This window comes from Streptomyces sp. NPDC005485 (genome assembly GCF_040606085.1).
Taxonomy (GTDB): domain Bacteria; phylum Actinomycetota; class Actinomycetes; order Streptomycetales; family Streptomycetaceae; genus Streptomyces.
Window position 1 is genome coordinate 18,496 of sequence record NZ_JBEXDZ010000089.1, and the last position, 18,096, is coordinate 36,591.

General features: G+C 71.2%; 19 protein-coding genes and 1 riboswitch. Of the genes, 12 read left to right on the forward strand and 7 right to left on the reverse strand.

Annotated features, from left to right (window positions below):
* Nucleotides 1-119 precede the first annotated feature (119 nt).
* A riboswitch (cobalamin riboswitch) is annotated at nucleotides 120-262 on the reverse strand.
* A gap of 128 nt (nucleotides 263-390) precedes the next feature.
* From ABZS97_RS26700 to ABZS97_RS26710, 3 genes are all read right to left on the reverse strand, one after another.
* Complete coding sequence (locus ABZS97_RS26700; RefSeq protein ID WP_356141312.1) at nucleotides 391-612, reverse strand: hypothetical protein; 222 nt, start codon at nucleotides 610-612, stop codon at nucleotides 391-393.
* Between the two features lie 12 nt (nucleotides 613-624).
* Nucleotides 625-1,866 (reverse strand): inorganic phosphate transporter, encoded by a 1,242-nt coding sequence (locus ABZS97_RS26705; protein ID WP_356141314.1) that lies wholly within the window; start codon nucleotides 1,864-1,866, stop codon nucleotides 625-627.
* Nucleotides 1,867-2,044: 178 nt separating this feature from the next.
* Entirely contained in the window at nucleotides 2,045-2,788 is a 744-nt protein-coding gene (locus tag ABZS97_RS26710) for a lysozyme (RefSeq protein ID WP_356141316.1), read from the reverse strand.
* A gap of 196 nt (nucleotides 2,789-2,984) precedes the next feature.
* Between ABZS97_RS26710 and ABZS97_RS26715 the strand changes: the two genes are divergently transcribed.
* The 3 genes from ABZS97_RS26715 (at nucleotide 2,985) to ABZS97_RS26725 (ending at nucleotide 6,617) form a co-directional block, all read left to right on the forward strand.
* Entirely contained in the window at nucleotides 2,985-3,686 is a 702-nt protein-coding gene (locus ABZS97_RS26715) for a class II aldolase/adducin family protein (RefSeq protein WP_356141318.1), read from the forward strand.
* 204 nt (nucleotides 3,687-3,890) lie between these two features.
* Entirely contained in the window at nucleotides 3,891-5,018 is a 1,128-nt protein-coding gene (locus ABZS97_RS26720) for an alpha/beta fold hydrolase (RefSeq protein WP_356141320.1), read from the forward strand.
* Nucleotides 5,019-5,213: 195 nt separating this feature from the next.
* The gene (locus ABZS97_RS26725; protein WP_356141322.1) at nucleotides 5,214-6,617 is read left to right on the forward strand and encodes a hypothetical protein; all 1,404 of its coding nucleotides are present in this window, start codon (nucleotides 5,214-5,216) and stop codon (nucleotides 6,615-6,617) included.
* A gap of 11 nt (nucleotides 6,618-6,628) precedes the next feature.
* Here the strand turns inward: ABZS97_RS26725 and ABZS97_RS26730 are convergent, their stop codons facing one another.
* On the reverse strand, nucleotides 6,629-7,042 hold the full coding sequence (locus ABZS97_RS26730) for a VOC family protein (protein WP_356141324.1): 414 nt from the start codon (nucleotides 7,040-7,042) through the stop codon (nucleotides 6,629-6,631).
* Nucleotides 7,043-7,344: 302 nt separating this feature from the next.
* Between ABZS97_RS26730 and ABZS97_RS26735 the strand changes: the two genes are divergently transcribed.
* The 3 genes from ABZS97_RS26735 (at nucleotide 7,345) to ABZS97_RS26745 (ending at nucleotide 10,504) form a co-directional block, all read left to right on the forward strand.
* A complete protein-coding gene (locus ABZS97_RS26735; RefSeq protein ID WP_356141326.1) occupies nucleotides 7,345-8,943 on the forward strand; it encodes an ABC-F family ATP-binding cassette domain-containing protein in 1,599 nt (532 codons plus the stop codon).
* Nucleotides 8,944-9,322: 379 nt separating this feature from the next.
* Nucleotides 9,323-9,544, forward strand: a complete 222-nt coding sequence (locus ABZS97_RS26740; protein ID WP_006123601.1) for a helix-turn-helix domain-containing protein — start codon at nucleotides 9,323-9,325, stop codon at nucleotides 9,542-9,544.
* Nucleotides 9,545-9,700: 156 nt separating this feature from the next.
* Entirely contained in the window at nucleotides 9,701-10,504 is an 804-nt protein-coding gene (locus ABZS97_RS26745) for an enoyl-CoA hydratase/isomerase family protein (protein ID WP_356141328.1), read from the forward strand.
* A gap of 41 nt (nucleotides 10,505-10,545) precedes the next feature.
* Here ABZS97_RS26745 and ABZS97_RS26750 read toward each other — a convergent pair whose 3' ends face one another.
* Nucleotides 10,546-11,301 carry a nucleopolyhedrovirus P10 family protein gene (locus ABZS97_RS26750; RefSeq protein WP_356141330.1) on the reverse strand — a complete coding sequence of 252 codons (756 nt, stop codon included), beginning with the start codon at nucleotides 11,299-11,301 and terminating at the stop codon, nucleotides 10,546-10,548.
* A 96-nt stretch (nucleotides 11,302-11,397) separates the two neighbouring features.
* Between ABZS97_RS26750 and ABZS97_RS26755 the strand changes: the two genes are divergently transcribed.
* The 5 genes from ABZS97_RS26755 to amaP are packed head-to-tail and all read left to right on the forward strand — an operon-like array spanning nucleotide 11,398 to nucleotide 13,752.
* Nucleotides 11,398-11,883, forward strand: a complete 486-nt coding sequence (locus tag ABZS97_RS26755; protein WP_356141332.1) for an Asp23/Gls24 family envelope stress response protein — start codon at nucleotides 11,398-11,400, stop codon at nucleotides 11,881-11,883.
* Between the two features lie 33 nt (nucleotides 11,884-11,916).
* Nucleotides 11,917-12,102: a hypothetical protein gene (locus ABZS97_RS26760; protein ID WP_356141334.1), complete on the forward strand. Its 186-nt coding sequence runs from the start codon at nucleotides 11,917-11,919 to the stop codon at nucleotides 12,100-12,102.
* Between the two features lie 5 nt (nucleotides 12,103-12,107).
* On the forward strand, nucleotides 12,108-12,482 hold the full coding sequence (locus ABZS97_RS26765; RefSeq protein WP_356141336.1) for an Asp23/Gls24 family envelope stress response protein: 375 nt from the start codon (nucleotides 12,108-12,110) through the stop codon (nucleotides 12,480-12,482).
* Nucleotides 12,479-13,168 carry a DUF6286 domain-containing protein gene (locus ABZS97_RS26770; protein ID WP_356141338.1) on the forward strand — a complete coding sequence of 230 codons (690 nt, stop codon included), beginning with the start codon at nucleotides 12,479-12,481 and terminating at the stop codon, nucleotides 13,166-13,168. The genes ABZS97_RS26765 and ABZS97_RS26770 overlap by 4 nt, the downstream gene beginning before the upstream one ends.
* Nucleotides 13,169-13,173: 5 nt before the next feature.
* Complete coding sequence (amaP, locus tag ABZS97_RS26775; RefSeq protein ID WP_356141346.1) at nucleotides 13,174-13,752, forward strand: alkaline shock response membrane anchor protein AmaP; 579 nt, start codon at nucleotides 13,174-13,176, stop codon at nucleotides 13,750-13,752.
* A gap of 172 nt (nucleotides 13,753-13,924) precedes the next feature.
* Here the strand turns inward: amaP and ABZS97_RS26780 are convergent, their stop codons facing one another.
* Entirely contained in the window at nucleotides 13,925-15,013 is a 1,089-nt protein-coding gene (locus ABZS97_RS26780; protein WP_356141340.1) for a branched-chain amino acid aminotransferase, read from the reverse strand.
* Between the two features lie 244 nt (nucleotides 15,014-15,257).
* Nucleotides 15,258-16,301, reverse strand: a complete 1,044-nt coding sequence (locus ABZS97_RS26785; protein WP_356141342.1) for a 3-isopropylmalate dehydrogenase — start codon at nucleotides 16,299-16,301, stop codon at nucleotides 15,258-15,260.
* A gap of 142 nt (nucleotides 16,302-16,443) precedes the next feature.
* Here ABZS97_RS26785 and ABZS97_RS26790 point away from each other — a divergent pair, with 142 nt between their 5' ends.
* Nucleotides 16,444-18,012 carry a metallophosphoesterase family protein gene (locus ABZS97_RS26790; RefSeq protein WP_356141348.1) on the forward strand — a complete coding sequence of 523 codons (1,569 nt, stop codon included), beginning with the start codon at nucleotides 16,444-16,446 and terminating at the stop codon, nucleotides 18,010-18,012.
* Nucleotides 18,013-18,096 lie beyond the last annotated feature (84 nt).

The window sequence follows — 18,096 nt, forward strand, 5'->3', positions numbered from 1 at the left end:
GGGTCAGCCCGCCGTAAGGGAGGGCGGAACCGTCGTACCGTCCGGCACCGTACTGTCCAGGACCCGCAACGGGCAGCCGCACATGGCGATATGTCCTCACTCAGGGTGTCCACGCCCTGGTTCGACGAGACCGGCGGTGAGAGTTCCTGGCTCCCGGGGGTTACTACCCCGGTGACAGTGGCGGGACCGCGCCGGATTCACACCGGCTTCCTCTTCTGCCGCCGTACATGGCTCCGGCAGTCCACCACGGGCCGAGAACAGCCGTCAACTCGCTGTTGACCTGCGAGGGGAGAGTGTGCGAAGGCCCACATACGGGTGGGGTGCGGGACGCTGTCGCGTCCCCGCACCCCACCCGAAGTGATGCCTGGTTTACGTGTTTCTGTCCGGTCGTCAGGCGACGATCAGGTAGATCCCGTACGCCACCGCCGCCGCGCACGCCGCGAAGCAGGCGTAGGCGCCGGTGACCGCGAGCGCGGCCGAATCGCCCTTGGCCGAGGCCGACTCCTGCTTGGAGAGGCCGACGATGCCGAGGGTGAAGAGGCCGACGAGGGCCACGGTGACCACGAGGCTGACTCCGAAGACGGAGCCGAGGGCTGCCCAGTCGATGTCCATGCTGTTCGTTCCTTACACCGTGGCCGGGCGGGTGGGTTCCGCGTCCGGGGACGGGATGGTGGCGGTGAGGTCGTCGGTCACCGTGCCGACCGGGGGAGGGGTGACGGCGGCGATGGCCGTGGTCACCACACCGGCGGGCTCCTCGTCGGTGTCGGTGTCGGCGTTGACGTTGGTGTGGTCGATCACCTGGCGGCGGGAGATCTTCCAGATCGCGGCACAGGAGGCGACGAGGAAGACGGCGACGAGCGCGGTGCCCCAGTCGCCGAAACCGGTCACCCACTCGGCGAGCGCGGCGACGAGGGCGGCGGCCGGCAGGGTCAGCGCCCAGGCGACGAACATCCGGGTGGCGGTGGACCAGCGGACCACGCCTCCCTTGCGGCCCAGGCCCGCGCCCATCACGGAGCCGGAGACCGAGTGCGTGGTGGAGAGGGAGAAGCCGATGTGCGAGGAGGCCAGGATGACCGTGGCCGCGCTGGTCTGGGCGGCGAAGCCCTGCTGCGGCTGGAGGTCGGTCAGGCCCTTGCCCATCGTGCGGATGATGCGCCAGCCGCCCAGGGAGGTGCCGGCCGCGATGGCGAGACCGGCGGAGAGGATGACCCAGACCGGCGGGTCGGAGTCGGGAGCGATCGCGCCACCGGCGACCAGGGCCAGGGTGATGATGCCCATCGTCTTCTGCGCGTCGTTGGTGCCGTGGGCCAGCGAGACCAGGCCCGCGGAGGCGATCTGACCGGCGCGGAAGCCCTTCTCGGTGGACTTGCCGTTCGCGTTCCTGCCCAGCGTGTACATCAGCCGGGTGGCGATCAGCGCGGCGATGCCCGCGACCAGCGGGGCGGCGACGGCGGGCAGCAGCACCTTGGTGACCAGGACGTCACCGTGCACCGCGCCGGTACCGGCCGAGGCGATGGTCGCGCCGATGAGGCCACCCATCAGAGCGTGCGAGGAACTGGAGGGGAGCCCGACGAGCCAGGTCACCAGGTTCCACAGGATGGCGCCGACGAGCGCCGCGAATATGACCTCCGGACGGATGCCGGATTCGTCGACGAGGCCCTTGGAGATCGTGTTGGCGACCTCCACCGAAAGGAACGCGCCGACAAGGTTGAGGGCGGCGGACATGGCCACCGCGACCTTGGGCTTGAGTGCGCCGGTCGAGATGGTGGTGGCCATCGCGTTGGCGGTGTCGTGGAAACCGTTCGTGAAATCGAACACGAGAGCGGTGACGATCACGATTCCGAGGAGGAGCGTGATGTGTTCCATTTACCCAGGCTTCTGTTGGACGTCAGTGGCATGAGGACCGTAGGCAACCTGGATGAACGGAAGATGAACTGAGACGGGACACAGGGTGACTCAATTCGGTGTGCCATCCCTCCGGATGTGTCGGAATGTGTCGGAGGGATGGCGCACGGTTCGAACTGAGGCGGAATATTGGGTTCCGCTATCCCTTCGCGAACTTCCTGAGCCGGTCCATGGAGCCGTTGAAGAGATTCTGGTCACCCGGCAGGCTGCCGCTGTTGTCGTACTGCCAGAACGTCCAGTACGTCCAGCCCGCGGGCAGTGATCCCGCGTCCGCCGAGTTGTAGCGGGCGAGCCAGAGGGCGTGGTTCGCGGCGAAGGCGCGGCTGCCGCCGGTGCAGGTGTTCCACCAGTGCGTGGTCGTGTAGATCACCGGGCGGCGCCCGGTCTCCCGCTTGACCTCGTTGCTGAACGCGTGGATCCAGTGCACCATGCCGGACTTGCTCAGCCCGTAGCACTTGTGCTTGCTGTACGGGTTGTACTCGATGTCGAGCGCGGGTGGCAGCGTCCGGCCGTCCGCGCTCCAGCCGCCGCCGTTGCGCACGAAGTGCTTCGCCTGGGTGGTGCCGGACGACTTGTTCGGCAGTGCGAAGTGGTAGGCGCCGCGCAGCAGGCCGGCGTTGCGCGCCCCGGAGTACTGCGAGCCGAAGCGCGGATTGCGGTACGTGCCGCCCTCGGTCGCCTTGATGTAGACGAAGCGGGCGCCCTTCGCTTTGGCGCTCTGCCAGTTGACGGTCTTCTGATGCGACGAGACGTCGTGTCCCTTGGGCTTGCCCGCGGCCGAGGCCGGAACCTCGGCGAGAGCGATCCCCCCGACGGCGAGCGCCGTCACGGTTGCCGCGATGACGCGGGCGTGACGGCGGGACGGTTTGTGATCACGAGCCATATTTCCCCCCGGAATGGCGACGTGCGCGACAAATCACCCAGAGATTACTCGAAGATCGTTGAATGCCGGTCGATCATCAGCCAATCACTGGCGGAGGGTGATGTATGGGGATATGCGCCCTTACGGACGCTGGGCTTCCGTCCTAAAGTGCCCTCGCCGCCCCCGGGTCGGGGGCGCCGCCTGGGAGGATCGCGGCATGGCTGAGCAGCGGCGGGACGCAGGGGACGGGCGGGGCGCGCAGGAGCGAGCGGCGGGCGGCGAGGTCGCGCGGGCGTGGGACGAGCTGGTCGCGACGGCCCGCCGCACGGTGACCGAGGGGCTGGTCGTCGGGACGTCGGGGAACGTCTCGGTGCGGGTCGGTGACACGGTCCTGGTCACGCCGACGGGCGTGCCGTACGACCGGCTGACGCCGGCGGACGTGGTCGGGGTCGACCTCGACGGCCGGCAGGTGCTCGGTTCGCTGGTTGCGACGAGCGAACTCCCGATGCACCTAGCGATTTACCGCACCACCCAGGCGCGCGCCGTCGTCCACACCCACGCCGCGCACGCGACGGCCGTCTCGACGCTGGTACAGGAGCTTCCGCTGATCCACTACATGGCGGGCGCCCTCGGCGGCCCCGTCCGGGTTGCCCCGTATGCGACATACGGCACCCCGGAGTTGGCCGAGAACATGCTCCGGGCTCTCACCGACCGCACCGCCTGCCTCCTCCAGAACCACGGCACGATCGCCTACGGCACCACCCTCGCCCAGGCCTACGACCGCACCGCCCAACTCGACTGGATGTGCCAGGTCTGGCTTCTCGCCACTTCGGTCCCCACCCTTTCCCCGCACCTTCTGACCCCGGCCCAACTGCGGGAGGCCGGCGAACGCATGAAGGGCTACGGCCAGCCGGGATAACCGTCGGCTCACCGCACGACGGCATCATCCATCTCCGAGAGGCGGGGGGCCGCATCCGCGCCGGTCGGTCAGGCGAAGACCCCACGCACCCACCGGGCACCACCCGCACCACCCGCCCCGCCGTTCCGCCTCGGCGGAGGGGCAGGGTGACGCAAGCGTGTCGTTCCGCTGGCCGGTAGCGGGCTCCGCCAGGAGACTGGACCCGTGCGCACAGTCAAAGCGACGGCTGCGGCCGTCACCGTTGCCCTGGCCGCGGGCGCAGCCTCCGTCGCCGCGGGCCGGTTCGCCAGCGACGCCGCGTTGAAGGCGCCGCCCGGCAGGCCGCTGCCCACCGAACCCCGGCTCACCGTGCACGCCACGGCCGCCGGCCGGATCTCCCTGACCCGGGACCTGGCCGCACTGAGACCGGGCACCTACGGCCTCGGCGGCGACGGCTCCCACGCGGTCGTCGGCCCCGTCCTGAACGCCGCCCCCCACCCCGCCGACACCGTCGTACGCCGACTGCAACGCGTCACCCACGGCACGCTGGAACCCGGCGACAAGGTGTGGTTCACCCCGAACGTGCACATCGGCAACCCGAGCACCGCGCTCGGCCTCGACCACGCCGACGTCGACGTCCCGGGTGAGCTCGGCGCCCTGCCCGCCTGGTTCGTGCCCGGCCTGCGGGACACCTGGGTGATCACGGTGCACGGCCTGGGCACCACCCGCGAACACCCCATGAACGTGCTGGAGTTCCTGCACCGCCACCGTTTCCCCGTCCTCGACCTCGCCTACCGCGGCGACCTCGGGGCACCCCGCTCCCCGGACGGCCTCGGCCACCTCGGCGAGACCGAGTGGCGCGACCTGGACGCGGCGATCCGCTACGCCGTCCGCTACGGAGCCGACCACGTCGTCCTGTACGGCTGGTCCACCGGCGCCACCATGGCCCTGCGCGCCGCCTCGCACTCCGCGCTGCGCGAGCGGATCTCCGGCCTCGTGCTGGACTCGCCCGTCCTCGACTGGGAGACGACGCTGCGCGCCCTCGCCACGGCCCGCCGCACCCCCAGCGCCCTGCTGCCCCTCGCGGTCCGCGCGGCCCAGGGCCGCACGGGCCTGTACGGCGACCGCATCCACGAGGCCGCCGACCCCGCTCGCATCAACCTGCCGACCCTGGTGCTGCACGGCCCCGACGACACGATCGCTCCCTGGGGACCCTCCCGACGGCTCGCCGCGATGCGCCCGAACCTGGTCAGCCTGCACACCGTCCCGCGCGCCCCGCACGGTGCCATGTGGAACGCCGACCCCGCCGGCTACGAGGAAGCCCTGCGCCGCTTCCTCATCCCCTTGATGTAGACGTCCGACGCAGACGTCCCGGGCGACCCCGCCCAGGCCGGGCCGCCGAAGCCCTCGGCTCCTTCCGGTTGTGGCTCGGTCAACTGATCGCTCACTCGTGTCGAGCGCCCGGTTGGCCCGGTGTGTCCACCGGCCCCGTCGCCCGCCGAGGCATTCCGTTTGGGTTTTCGCACTGTCAACCGGAAGACTGCACCTGTGACGTCCCGTAACCCGCGCGACTCCAGGCTCCGACTCGTCGGCCCACGGCCCCTGGCCGCCGTCCCCCGAGCGGTGACCCAGCGCCGCTCGCGCCGGCCCGCACCCCGGCCCCCCGAGGGCACCCCGGCCCCCTCGGAACTGGCCCGCATGGCACGCACCGGCCTGGCCGGCGCGGCCCGCGTCGCCCGCTGGGCCGACGCCGCACTCCGCCCCGGGCGAGACGGTGCGGCGCCCGACGGCAAGGGCTCCCTCTCCGATGCCACCGCCCAACGGGCCGCCGAGGACCTGGGGCTGACCCCGGCTCAGGTCCGCGCTGACTGGGACACCGCCCGCCTCGCGGGCCTCGTCGAGGTGCACGGCGACAGCGCCCGCCCCGGCTGGCGGCTGCGCGCCTGGAACCGTGACGACAGCGCCGTACTGCGCGGCTGGGTCGCCCTCTTCGACGCCTGGTCGCTCGCCTATCCGGAGCCGGCGGACCGCGAACCCGCGGCCGTCGCCGAGGTCGTCTCCGCGATGCCCCAGGTGCTCTCCTTCCTTCAGCTCTCCGCGGGGCCCGTCCCCGTGGAGCAACTCCTCGACCTCCTCGAACAACGCGTCACCGAACTGCGCACCGAGCGCTGCGAGGTCCCCTACGGCCCCGAGCCCGAACCGGCGGCCACCGCGGACCAGGTGACCGACACCCCGCTCGCCCCCCTCCTCGCCTGGGCCCTGCACGCCCTCGCCTCGGTGGGCGCACTCACCTGCGCCGACGGACAGGCCACGCTCACCCCGCTCGGCAGCTGGGCGGTCTGGGTCAAGCTGGAGCAGATCTGCGTGGCCGCGCAGAGCCCCGCCGGGAACATCGAGGCGTCCGCCGAGGACATGCTCCGCGGCTGCGCCCAGCTGCGCCCGAACGCGGCCCGTGCCGAGTACCGCGCCTGGCTCGCCGCCCGCCCCGTCGGCGGCGCGGTCACCGAACTCCTCGACGCCGCCCGGGGCGACGACGCCCTCAGCCGGGGCCTCGCCTTCGAGGCGCTGCGCGTGGTCGGCGCCCCCGCCGAGCCCGATGTGAGCGCCGCCGCCGAGGAGACCTCGCTGCGCCCCTACGCCCTGCTCTGGCTCGCCGAGCACGACGGGCACGACCCCGAGGACGCCCACGAGGTCCTCACCCGCGACGAGGCCACCTGGCTGTGGGTCGACACCGCCGCGGCCGTCGCCGACCACGGCGAGGCGCCGCTGCTCGTACGGCATCTGGAGTCCGCGGTCCAGCCCACCGTGCCCGCCCTCCTCGACGAGGTGCGCGCCGTCGGTCACCCCCGCACCGTGCAGGTCCTGGTCGCGCTCGCCGCCGCCCACCCCGACCCGGCGCTGGCCAAGGCCGTACGCCGTGCCGCCTTCCAGGTGCACACCGGAGGGAGCTGAACCCCGGTGCGTCAGCTCCCTATCTCGGGGGCGTACGTGCCGAAGCTCCATATGTTGCCCTCGGCGTCCCGGGCCATGTAGTCCCGCGAGCCGTAGTCCTGGTCCGTCGGGGGCATCAGGATCTCCGCGCCGTGGTCCACGGCGCACTGGTGGTGGGCGTCGACGTCGTCCACGACGATGTAGATCCCGCAGGGGCCCGCGTTCTTCATCGCCTCGTCGAACCGGCCGCCCCGGCCCTTCGAACCGAGCATGACCGCGCCGTTGCCCTGCACCAGCTCGGCGTGCAGCACCGTGCCGTCCTCGCTCTCGTACACGGACAGCTCGGTGAAGCCGAAGGCCTCGGTCAGCTGCGTGATCGCCGCCTTGGCGTTCGCGTACAGCAGCGACGGGTAGATGCTCGGTCGTGCGCCGTGCGTGCCTGCCATACCGATCACTTCCTCTCGTCTCGCGGCCGGAATGTGAGCTGCTCCACAGTCTTGCACCGGCCACTGACAACGCTCCTGGGAGCCGAAGGGGATCCCCGGCTGGGTCGGAGCCGGGCGCCGGGCGCAGGCCCCGACGTCCGGCGCGCTGCGGGGCGAGCATCACAGTGCCGGACGCCCGCACGCAGGAAAAGTGGTTGCACGGCCCCGTTAGACTTGGCCCATGGCCATTCTCCTCGCGCATTAGACGGCGGGAACGTCCTCAGCCGTCCACCCCGCCAACGACCCTGCCCTGGAGTCTGTCCGTGATCTCCGCCTCCGGTATCGAGCTGCGTGCCGGCGCCCGCATCCTCATCGAGTCCGCCACCTTCCGCATCACGAAGGGCGACCGCATCGGCCTGGTCGGCCGCAACGGCGCGGGCAAGACCACCCTCACCAAGGTTCTCGCAGGTCAGGGCCAGCCGGCCGCCGGCGCCGTCACCCGCTCCGGCGAGGTCGGCTACCTCCCGCAGGACCCGCGCACCGGCGACCTCGACGTACTCGCCCGCGACCGCGTCCTCTCCGCCCGCGGCCTGGACACCCTGATCCGTAAGATGCGCGAGAACGAGCAGCGCATCGCGAACGGCAGCGGCGCCACCCGGGAGAAGGCCCTTCGGCAGTACGAGCGCCAGGAGACGGAGTTCCTCACCAAGGGCGGTTACTCCGCCGAGGCCGAGGCCGCCACCATCGCCGCCGCGCTCAACCTGCCCGACCGGGTGCTCGGCCAGCCCCTGCACACGCTCTCCGGTGGTCAGCGCCGCCGTATCGAGCTGGCCCGCATCCTGTTCTCGGATGCGGACACCCTGCTCCTCGACGAGCCCACCAACCACCTCGACGCCGACTCGATCGTCTGGCTGCGCGACTACCTGAAGACCTACCGCGGCGGCTTCATCGTGATCTCCCACGACGTCGACCTCGTCGAGACGGTCGTCAACAAGGTCTTCTATCTGGACGCCAACCGCGCGCAGATCGACGTCTACAACATGGGCTGGAAGCTGTACCAGCAGCAGCGCGAGGCCGACGAGAAGCGCCGCAAGCGTGAGCGGCAGAACGCCGAGAAGAAGGCCGCCGCCCTGCACTCGCAGGCCGACAAGATGCGCGCCAAGGCCACCAAGACGGTCGCCGCGCAGAACATGGCCAAGCGCGCCGACCGGCTGCTCGCGGGCCTCGACGCGGTGCGCCAGCAGGACAAGGTCGCCAAGCTCCGCTTCCCCGAGCCCTCGCCCTGCGGCAAGACCCCGCTGATGGCCGAGGGTCTGTCGAAGTCGTACGGCTCCCTGGAGATCTTCACCGACGTCGACCTGGCCATCGACAAGGGCTCCCGCGTCGTCATCCTCGGCCTGAACGGCGCCGGCAAGACGACCCTCCTGCGGCTCCTCGGTGGCGTGGAGACGCCCGACACCGGTGAGGTCGTCGAGGGCCACGGCCTCAAGCTCGGCTACTACGCGCAGGAGCACGAGACGCTCGACCCCGAGCGCACGGTCCTGGAGAACATGCGCTCCGCCGCTCCCGACCTGGATCTGGTCGAGGTCCGCAAGACGCTCGGCTCGTTCCTGTTCTCCGGGGACGACGTCGACAAGCCCGCCGGGGTCCTCTCCGGCGGCGAGAAGACCCGTCTCGCCCTCGCGACCCTCGTGGTCTCCTCGGCGAACGTCCTCCTCCTCGACGAGCCGACGAACAACCTCGACCCGGCCAGCCGTGAGGAGATCCTCGGCGCACTGCGCACCTACAAGGGCGCCGTCGTCCTCGTCACCCACGACGAGGGCGCCGTCGAGGCGCTCCAGCCGGAGCGCATCATCCTGCTGCCCGACGGCGTCGAGGACCTGTGGGGCGCCGACTACGCCGACCTGGTCGCCCTCGCCTGAGCGCGCACTTGTAAGGGGTCACTTCAGGAGTCGTCCCTTCTTGATCGAATGACTGATCCACTGCGTATGGATCATTCGGCCGATCCGTGATCCATCATCTGTGTGAGATCTCCTCGTACCGAGGTGTGTCCTACATCGAATTCGCGGCCGAGCCCTTTGTTGCCAAGGGCTCGGCCGTCGCGCGTCGCTGACCTGCTGTTTCGTGGAACTACCCGTTCGGCCGTACGGACACGACTGCCCGGAAGATCGTATTCCGGTTGTGGGGACCGGCTCCTGTCGTCAAAACCTTGTCTTACGGACCTTGCCGAATGGGTGGCCATGAAGGCCGGGAGGGGTGATCATGAGAAGTCCAGAGCGCACTTCCCATGAGGAGGCACGGGTGGCCGAGACTCTGAAGAAGGGCAGCCGGGTAACCGGCGCCGCGCGCGACAAGCTCGCGGCAGACCTGAAGAAGAAGTACGACTCCGGTGCGAGCATCCGGGCGCTGGCCGAAGAAACCGGCCGCTCGTATGGCTTTGTGCACCGGATGCTCAGCGAGTCGGGCGTCACGCTCCGAGGGCGTGGCGGCGCGACACGGGGTAAGAAGGCCGCCTCGGCCTGAGGCCGGGCGTCCCCATCGGCTTCGGTGGTGACCACCCGGTCGGTCGGCTGACCGACCGGGTGGTTACTGTGCAGTCACTTAAGGATTTCCTCGTACGGCATGCCGTGAGGCAGGTCGTACGGGATCCACTCTGACCGCACCCATCGGAGGCGCCCCATGGCTTCGTTCGGCACGGACCTCGGTCCGGTACTCGACAAGGACGGCGTACGGCTCACCGTCGACGAGACGATCGCCACGGTGACGCTGGCCAACCCGGACAAACGCAACGCTCAGAGTCCCGCGCTGTGGCGGGCGTTGGCGGAGGCCGGGAGGCTGCTGCCGGGCACCGTCCGTGTCGTGGTGCTGCGCGCGGAGGGCAAGTCGTTCTCCGCGGGGCTCGACCGACAGGCGTTCACGCCCGAGGGCTTCGACGGCGAACCGTCGTTCATCGACCTCGCGCGTGGCTCCGACGGTGAGCTCGACGCGACCATCGCCGAGTACCAGGAGGCGTTCACCTGGTGGCGGCGCAGCGACGTCGTGTCCATCGCCGCCGTGCAGGGGCATGCCATCGGCGCGGGCTTCCAGCTCGCGCTCGCCTGCGACCTGCGCGTCGTCGCCGACGACGTGCAGTTCGCCATGCGCGAGACCAGCCTGGGTCTCGTCCCCGACCTCACGGGCACGCATCCTCTGGTGGGTCTCGTGGGGTATGCCCGCGCGCTCGAAATCTGCGCGACAGGCCGCTTCGTCCAGGCCGAGGAGGCCGAGCGCACCGGCCTGGCCAACCTGTCCGTGCCCGCCGACCAGCTCGACGACGCCGTACGCGATCTGGCGTCCGCGCTGCTCGCCGCGCCCCGCGACGCGGTCATCGAGACGAAGGCACTTCTGCGCGGCGCCCAGGACCGCACCTATGAGGAGCAGCGCACGGCCGAGCGCGCCGCCCAGGCACGGCGACTGCGCGACCTGGCCGGCGTCGGCGAATAGGGCGATCAGCCCGAAACAGCACGCAGCCCGGTCGCAGGGCCCTACTCCACCGCCGTCACCAGCACCGCCACCGTCGGGTGGTCCGGCAGGGCGGCGGTGACCGCCATGCGGACCTCGCGCGTCACGTCAAGGGTGCGCAGGTGGGGTGCGACCGCCAGCTCGACGCGGACGTGCCGACGCGGCAGAGCGGCTTCCCGGCCGGGGCGGTCCTCGATGTGCACGGCACGGCCGGGGCCGCCCAGGACGCCGGTCAGGCGCGTCACGCCCGGGACGGAGAGCGCGGCGGCGGCCACCCGGGACTCGTCGGTGTCCGCGATGCCCTCCGGTGCGCGCCCGGGCGGCGTCGCCGGCTTCTCGTCCGCGCCGGTGACGACGGGTTCTTCGCGGTCCAGCAGCCCGGTCACCCCCAGGTCCACGTCCGTGACCGTCAGGCCCAGCCGCTCCGTCGCCGCCGCGGCGAGGGCGGCGCGGAGCCTGGCCGCGGTCGCCGGGAGCGGCTCGGCCCCCGCAGCCGTGGGGTCGGCCGAGGCCGCGAACTCCGCGCCGAGGCGCAGCGGGCCCGACGGCAGCGCGCTCGGAGGCGGCGGTACGACGGCGGAGGTGGTGTCCGCCGGATCGGCGAGGGCGATCCGCAGCGCGCCGAGCCGCACACCGCGCACAGCGGCCGCCGCGCGCCGCAGCACCGCCCCGGCCGCCTCCTCCGTGATCCACGCGCCGTCGCCCGCTCCACCGAGGGGCAGAACCCTGCCGAGCCCGAGCTGCCGCCGCACCGCGTGCGCCCACTGATCCGCCGTCATTCCTCCAGCCTGCCGCATCCCCGGCGCGCGGCGGGGCAACCCCACTTAGTGTGGGCAAAGGAGACAACCGGAGACGACCGGAAGGGACGCACGGCGATGACCGACATGACCGAACGAAAGCGACCGGAGACTCCTGAGGGCGAGACGGCGGAACCGCTGGGGACCCGTAAGCCCACCAGGCGTGGCGGAGGCGATCCCGCCACCCGGGGACGGACCACGATCGCCGACGGTGTCGTGGAGAAGATCGCAGGGCTGGCCGCCCGTGACGTCCTCGGCGTCCATGCGATGGGCAGCGGACTGAGCCGGACCTTCGGAGCGGTGCGCGACAGGGTGCCCGGCGGCTCGAAATCCGTCACCCGGGGTGTCAAGGTCGAGGTCGGCGAGCTGCAGACCGCGCTCGACCTGGAGATCGTCGTCGACTACGGGGTGTCCATCGCGGATGTCGCCCAGGCCGTACGGGAGAACGTGATCGCGGCCGTGGAGCGCATGACGGGCCTCGAAGTCGTCGAGGTGAACATCGCCGTCAGCGACGTGAAGCTGCCGGACGAGGAGGACGACGAGCCCGAGTCCCGGCTCCAGTGACACCCCGGCCACCGAACCGCTGAGGAGCGCACCATGAGCACAGCCGTGATCGGCATGATCGCCGGAATGGCGCTGGGCTTCGCCGGCTACTTCGGCGGATTCGGGGCCTTCCTGCTGGTGGCCGCGCTGGGCGCCATCGGCTTCGTCGTCGGACGGTTCCTGGAGGGGGACCTGGACGTCGGTGACTTCTTCCGCACCCGCGACGACCGGCGCCGGTGACGCCCGTGACCGATCGGCTCGGTGAGACCCGTCGGCCCCCGCCGGCCGTCGCCGCGGCCGAACGCGGTGCGACCCGCATCGCCGACCGCGTCGTCGCCAAGATCGCCTCGCAGGCGGCCCGGGAGGCGCTCGACGTGCTGCCCCCCGGCGCCGTGCCCCCGCACGCCACCGTCGTCGTGCGCCACGAAAGTGCCCGCGTCCGCGTCAGCGTCGAACTCGGCTACCCCTCCGACATCGGTGGCCGATGCAACGCGGTGCGTCGCCAAGTGACCGAGCGGGTAAAGGCGTTGGCGGGGATGGAAGTCCCGGAGGTGGCCGTTCACGTGGAGCGGCTGCACCTGAGAGCGGCACCCGGCGCGGCAGAGGGGAGGGCGCGATGACCGAGCCCCAGGGCTCCGAGGACCCGTCCGAGAGCAGCACACAGTGGCTGCCCGTCCTGGAGAAGACGGCCGAGAACGAACTCGGCCAGTCGGCCTCCGCGGCGGCGTACGAACCGCTGCCGACCGCGGACGACGAGGACGACGGCGAGGGCCGGTTCTGGTCGGCGCGCCGTGTCCCCGCCGGGATCCTCGCGCTGCTGATCCTGTCCGGCGCGGGCCTCCTGCTCTACGACATCGCCGCCGTCCGCGCCCACCGGCCCGCCATGCAGTGGCGCCGGAGCCTCGCCCGGCAGCTCGCCGAGCGCCCCCTCGACGACACCTGGGTGCTCGTCGGGGCCGCAGGCGCGACCGCCCTCGGCCTCTGGCTGCTCGTGCTCGCGGCCACCCCCGGACTGCGTGACGTCCTGCCCATGCGGCGCGCCCACGCCGACGTACGGGCCGGACTGCACCGCGGCGCCGCGGCGACCGCGCTGCGCGACCGGGCCATGGAGGTCTCCGGAGTCCAGTCGGTCCGGGTCCGGATGGGACGCACCCGGGTCGACGTCCGCGCGGTCTCGCACTTCCGTGAACTCGACGACGTACGCGCCGACCTGGACGCCACGCTCGCCGACGGCATCCGGGGGCTCGGGCTGTCCCGGCAGCCCGCCCTGTCGGTGCATGTCGGGCGTCCGCGCCGGAAGGGGTGAGCGTGATGCTCAGGATCGTCAACCGCGTCCTGCTCGGGTTCGCAGGGCTGGTCCTCGTCCTGCTCGGCGGCTCCGTGCTCGCCGTGGGACTCGGCCTGAAGCCGCCGTCCTGGTGGATCCACGACGGGCGGCACGACGTGCTGCTGAGCGACACCGCCCGCGCCCGCTGGCGGGACGACGGCTGGTGGTGGCCGACCGTCATCGGCGTACTCGCCCTCTGCGTGCTGCTCGCCCTGTGGTGGCTGACCGCGGTGCTGCGCCGGCGACGGCTCGCGGAGGTGCTCGTCGACACCGGCGACGGCGAGGGCGCCCTGCTGCGCGGACGGGCCCTGGAGGGCGTACTCGCCGACGAGGCGGGCCGGGCGGACGGCGTCCAGCGGGCGCAGGTTCTGCTGACCGGGCGGCGCAGCACCCCCGAGGCCCGGGTGCAGCTCCTGCTGGAGCCCCACGTGGACCCCGGCCGGGCTCTGCACCTGCTGACCACGGAAGCCCTCGCCCACGCGCGGGACTCGGCCGGCCTCGCCGCCCTCCCCGCGGAGGTGCGCCTGCGCGGGGTCAAGCACCGGGCCGAACGGGTCAGTTGACGCGCGGACTAGGGGGTGTTTTGAAAGTCCTGTGCGGTGCCCGCGGTGTTCGGTGCGTGCCCTCGGCGTGCCGGACGAAGGCCCTCGTACTGGACGTACTTGGGGCTTCGGCCGGTGCGGCGAGGGTGCGTGCCGGGCGCCGTGGGTGCTGTGCGGGACTTTCAAACACCCCCTAGCCCAGCGGGTGCATCCAGCCGTGCTTGTCCTCGCGGGTGCCGCGCTGGATGTCCAGCAGGGCCTCGCGCAGCTTCAGGGTGACCTGGCCGGGCTCGCCGCCCGACTGCTGCCACTCGGTGCCGGTGCGCTTGACGGTGCCGACGGGGGTGATCACCGCGGCCGTACCGCAGGCGAAGACCTCGGTGAGGGTGCCGTTCTCCGTGTCGGCCTGCCACTGGTCGATGGAGACACGGCCCTCCTCGGACTCGTAGCCGAGGTCGCGGGCGACGGTCAGGAGCGAGTCACGGGTGACGCCCGCGAGCAGCGAACCGGTCAGCTCGGGGGTGACGATTTTGTCGCCGTACACGAAGTACAGGTTCATGCCGCCGAGTTCCTCGACCCACTTGTGCTCCACGGCGTCGAGGTAGGCGACCTGGTCGCAGCCCTTCGCGGCGGCCTCGGCCTGCGCGAGCAGGGAGGCCGCGTAGTTGCCGCCGGTCTTGGCGTCGCCCATGCCGCCGGGGACGGCACGCACCCGGTCCTCGGAGAGCCAGATGGAGACGGGCTTCACGCCGCCCGCGAAGTACGCGCCGGCGGGCGAGGCGATGACCAGGAACAGGTACTCGTTGGCGGGCTTCACGCCCAGGCCGACCTCGGTCGCGATCATGAAGGGGCGCAGGTAGAGGGACTCCTCGCCGCCGTGCGCCGGGACCCACGCCCGGTCCTGCCGGACCAGCGCGTCGCACGCCTCGATGAACGTCTCGACGGGCAGCTCCGGCATCCCGAGGCGGCGCGCGGACCGCTGGAAGCGCCGGCCGTTCATCTCGGGGCGGAAGGTGGCGACGGAGCCGTCGGGCTGCCGGTACGCCTTGAGGCCCTCGAAGATCTCCTGCGCGTAGTGCAGGGTCATGTTCGCCGGGTCGAGGGAGAGCGGCCCGTAGGGAACGAGCTGTCCGTCGTGCCAGCCGCGGCCCTCCGTCCACCGGATCGTCACCATGTGGTCGGTGAAGTGGCGGCCGAAGCCGGGGCTGGCCAGGATCGCCTCGCGCTCCGCGTCGGACAGCGGGCTGGAGGAAGGCTTGAGCTCGATCGTGGGCGTCGTCATGAGTGGTTGTCCTTCACCGGTTTGTGTTGTGACGGGCCGCCTTGCTCATACGGCACAGGACGACCAGTGCTAGGACGTCCGAGCATTCCCTCATTCCGCGGCTCCACGTTCGATTATCACGCGTGCGCAGCCATGGACGAAAACGATGTGAATGCGGCCCAGTGGTTGATGGTGGCACCCGGAGAGGCACAGGAAAAGCCGCCGGGTGCGGAAGCTACCCGGCGGCTTTGCGGAGCGCGCGGGGTCAGCCGGCTACTCGTACCGCGAGCGCGTCGCCGATTTCCGCGGTGCTGCGGGCGGGCTTGCCCACGCGCTCGGCGAGGTCGGCGGCGACGGCGTCCTCGATGCGGGCGGCCTCGGTCTCGTAGCCGAGGTGGCGCAGCAGGAGGGCGACGGACAGGACGGTGGCCGACGGGTCGGCCTTGCCCTGGCCGGCGATGTCGGGCGCCGAGCCGTGCACGGGCTCGAACATCGACGGGAAGTCGCCGCTCGGGTTGATGTTCCCGGAGGCGGCGACGCCGATGCCGCCGGAGACGGCCGCGGCGAGGTCGGTGATGATGTCGCCGAAGAGGTTGTCGGTGACGATCACGTCGAAGCGCTCGGGCTGCGTGACGAGGTAGATCGTCGCCGCGTCCACGTGCATGTACTCGGTGGTGACCTCGGGGAACTCCTCGGCCACCTTGTTGAAGATGTTGGTCCACAGGTGACCGGCGAAGGTCAGCACGTTGTTCTTGTGGATCAGCGCGAGCTTCTTGCGCGGGCGGGCCTGGGCGCGGGCGAACGCGTCACGGACCACACGCTCCACACCGAACGCGGTGTTGACGGAGACCTCGGTGGCGACCTCGTGCTCGGTGCCCTTGCGGATGGTGCCGCCGTTGCCCGTGTAGGGGCCCTCGGTGCCTTCGCGTACGACGACGAAGTCGATCTCCGGCTGGCCGGCCAGCGGCGTGGCGACACCCGGAAGGAGCTTCGACGGACGCAGATTGACGTGGTGGTCGAAGAGAAAGCGGAGCTTCAGCAGGAAGCCGCGCTCCAGCACACCGGACGGCACCGACGGGTCGCCGATGGCGCCGAGGAGGATGGCGTCGTGCTTCTTGAGCGCGTCCGCGTCGGCTTCGGTGAGGGTCTCACCGGTGGCGTGGTACCGCTTGGCGCCGAAGTCGTACTCCTTGGTCTCCAGCTTCACATCCTGAGGAAGGACGGCGGAGAGGATCTTCAGGCCTTCGGCCACGACCTCCTGGCCGATGCCGTCACCGGGAATCACTGCGAGATTGATGCTGCGAGACATGACGGCACCGTACTCCTTGTCCCATGGGATGACACGGACCGTCCGCCATACGGACACGACAGGGAGGTGCGACGCCATGCCGTCGACTGCCGTTCACCCGTACGCAGGACCGCTGTTGGGGTTCGCTGGGAAGTTCACCTTCATGGAGACCCCCGACTTCGGCATCCCGGAGCAGCTCGCGCGCGGGATGAGCATGGCCGAGCAGCACGAGTACCTGCGGACGAAGCTGTCGCGGCGGCGCACGCTGGTGACGGCGGGCATGGTGGCGGGCGGGCTGCTGACCGGCTGCTCCGGTTCGGGCACCGTGACCACGAGCCGTTCCGCCGCACCCACCGCGACCGCCACGACCCGGGTCGCGGGCTCCGCCGTCACTCCCTTCGGCCGCCATCTCGCCTTCGGCGCCGACCCCAGGACGCGGATGCGGATCTCCTGGCAGGTGCCGTTCGCGGTGAAGCGGCCGTATGTGCGGATCGGGCTCCGGCCCGAGGAGCTGAGTCGGAAGATCGAGGCCGAGGTCCGCGACCTGCACACCCCGGGGCTGACGGGCGTACGCCTGGCCGTCGAGCAGTACTACCTGCACGCGGCCCTGGACGGCCTGAAGCCCGGGACGACGTACTACTACGGCGTCGGCCATGACGGCTTCGACCCCGCCTCGCCGCAGCACAGGTCGACCATCGGCTCCTTCCGCACGGCACCGGCGCACCCGGAGAAGTTCACCTTCACCGCCTTCGGCGACCAGGGCGTCAGCCCGGCCGCGGCAGCCAACGACCATGTGCTGCTGCGCCGGAAGCCCGCCTTCCACCTGCATGCGGGGGACATCTGCTACGCGGACCCGACCGGCCAGGGCAAGAAGTCGGACTCGTACGACGCCGGGTTCTGGGACCTGTTCCTCAAGCAGAACGAGTCGGTGGCGAAGTCCGTGCCGTGGATGGTGACCACCGGCAACCACGACATGGAGGCCTGGTACTCACCGGAGGGCTACGGCGGCCAGCTCGCCCGCTGGTCGCTCCCGGACAGCGGCTTCGACCCGCACAAGGCGCCCGGCGTGTACGCGTTCACCTACGGCAACGTCGGTTTCGTGGCGCTGGACGCCAACGACGTGTCGTACGAGATTCCCGCCAACCGGGGCTACACGGGCGGCAAGCAGACGAAGTGGCTGGACCGGACGCTGGGTGATCTGCGGGCGGCGAAGGCGGTGGACTTCGTGGTCGTCTTCTTCCACCACTGTGCCTACTCGACGTCCTCCCACGCGTCCGACGGCGGGGTGCGCGCCGAGTGGCTGCCGCTCTTCGCGAAGCACCAGGTGGACCTGGTGATCAACGGGCACAACCATGTGTACGAGCGGACCGACGCGATCAGGAACGGCGAGGTCGGAAGGCCGGTGCCGGTGGGCGGGTCGACGGATCCGACCCGGGACGGGATCGTGTACGTCACCGCGGGCGGCGGCGGCAAGGACCTCTACTCGTTCCCCTCGGGCGTCAAGGACAGCTACGAGGGGCATGTCCATCGCCGCGAGTCCGTCGCGACGTACCACTGGACGAAGTCGCGGCAGATGAAGGCGGAGACGGTGGAGTGGTCGCGGGTGCGGTACACCGGCTTCTCCTTCCTCTCGGTGGAGGCGGAGGCCGGTACGGCACCGAAGCTGAAGGTGTCGGCGCTCGCGCAGAGCGGGGAGCGCATCGATCACTTCGAGGTGCGGCGCGGCGCCTGAGAGCCTGCGTGTGAGCAGGTCCTGAGCTCCGAGCCGCACCCCGTGCGGGTGCGGCTCCCGGATGTGGGGGCGGGGGCGGGCCTC

Excerpts from the sequence above, each read along its gene's own strand:
- ABZS97_RS26715 (WP_356141318.1), top strand. The coding sequence starts at position 2,985 with ATGGCTGAGCAGCGGCGGGACGCAGGGGACGGGCGGGGCGCGCAGGAG.
- ABZS97_RS26745 (WP_356141328.1), top strand. The coding sequence starts at position 9,701 with ATGGCTTCGTTCGGCACGGACCTCGGTCCGGTACTCGACAAGGACGGC.
- ABZS97_RS26785 (WP_356141342.1), bottom strand. The coding sequence starts at position 16,301 with ATGTCTCGCAGCATCAATCTCGCAGTGATTCCCGGTGACGGCATCGGC.
- ABZS97_RS26700 (WP_356141312.1), bottom strand. The coding sequence starts at position 612 with ATGGACATCGACTGGGCAGCCCTCGGCTCCGTCTTCGGAGTCAGCCTC.
- ABZS97_RS26750 (WP_356141330.1), bottom strand. The coding sequence starts at position 11,301 with ATGACGGCGGATCAGTGGGCGCACGCGGTGCGGCGGCAGCTCGGGCTC.
- ABZS97_RS26755 (WP_356141332.1), top strand. The coding sequence starts at position 11,398 with ATGACCGACATGACCGAACGAAAGCGACCGGAGACTCCTGAGGGCGAG.
- ABZS97_RS26780 (WP_356141340.1), bottom strand. The coding sequence starts at position 15,013 with ATGACGACGCCCACGATCGAGCTCAAGCCTTCCTCCAGCCCGCTGTCC.
- amaP (WP_356141346.1), top strand. The coding sequence starts at position 13,174 with ATGCTCAGGATCGTCAACCGCGTCCTGCTCGGGTTCGCAGGGCTGGTC.
- ABZS97_RS26705 (WP_356141314.1), bottom strand. The coding sequence starts at position 1,866 with ATGGAACACATCACGCTCCTCCTCGGAATCGTGATCGTCACCGCTCTC.
- ABZS97_RS26790 (WP_356141348.1), top strand. The coding sequence starts at position 16,444 with ATGGAGACCCCCGACTTCGGCATCCCGGAGCAGCTCGCGCGCGGGATG.
- ABZS97_RS26710 (WP_356141316.1), bottom strand. The coding sequence starts at position 2,788 with ATGGCTCGTGATCACAAACCGTCCCGCCGTCACGCCCGCGTCATCGCG.
- ABZS97_RS26770 (WP_356141338.1), top strand. The coding sequence starts at position 12,479 with ATGACCGAGCCCCAGGGCTCCGAGGACCCGTCCGAGAGCAGCACACAG.
- ABZS97_RS26730 (WP_356141324.1), bottom strand. The coding sequence starts at position 7,042 with ATGGCAGGCACGCACGGCGCACGACCGAGCATCTACCCGTCGCTGCTG.
- ABZS97_RS26760 (WP_356141334.1), top strand. The coding sequence starts at position 11,917 with ATGAGCACAGCCGTGATCGGCATGATCGCCGGAATGGCGCTGGGCTTC.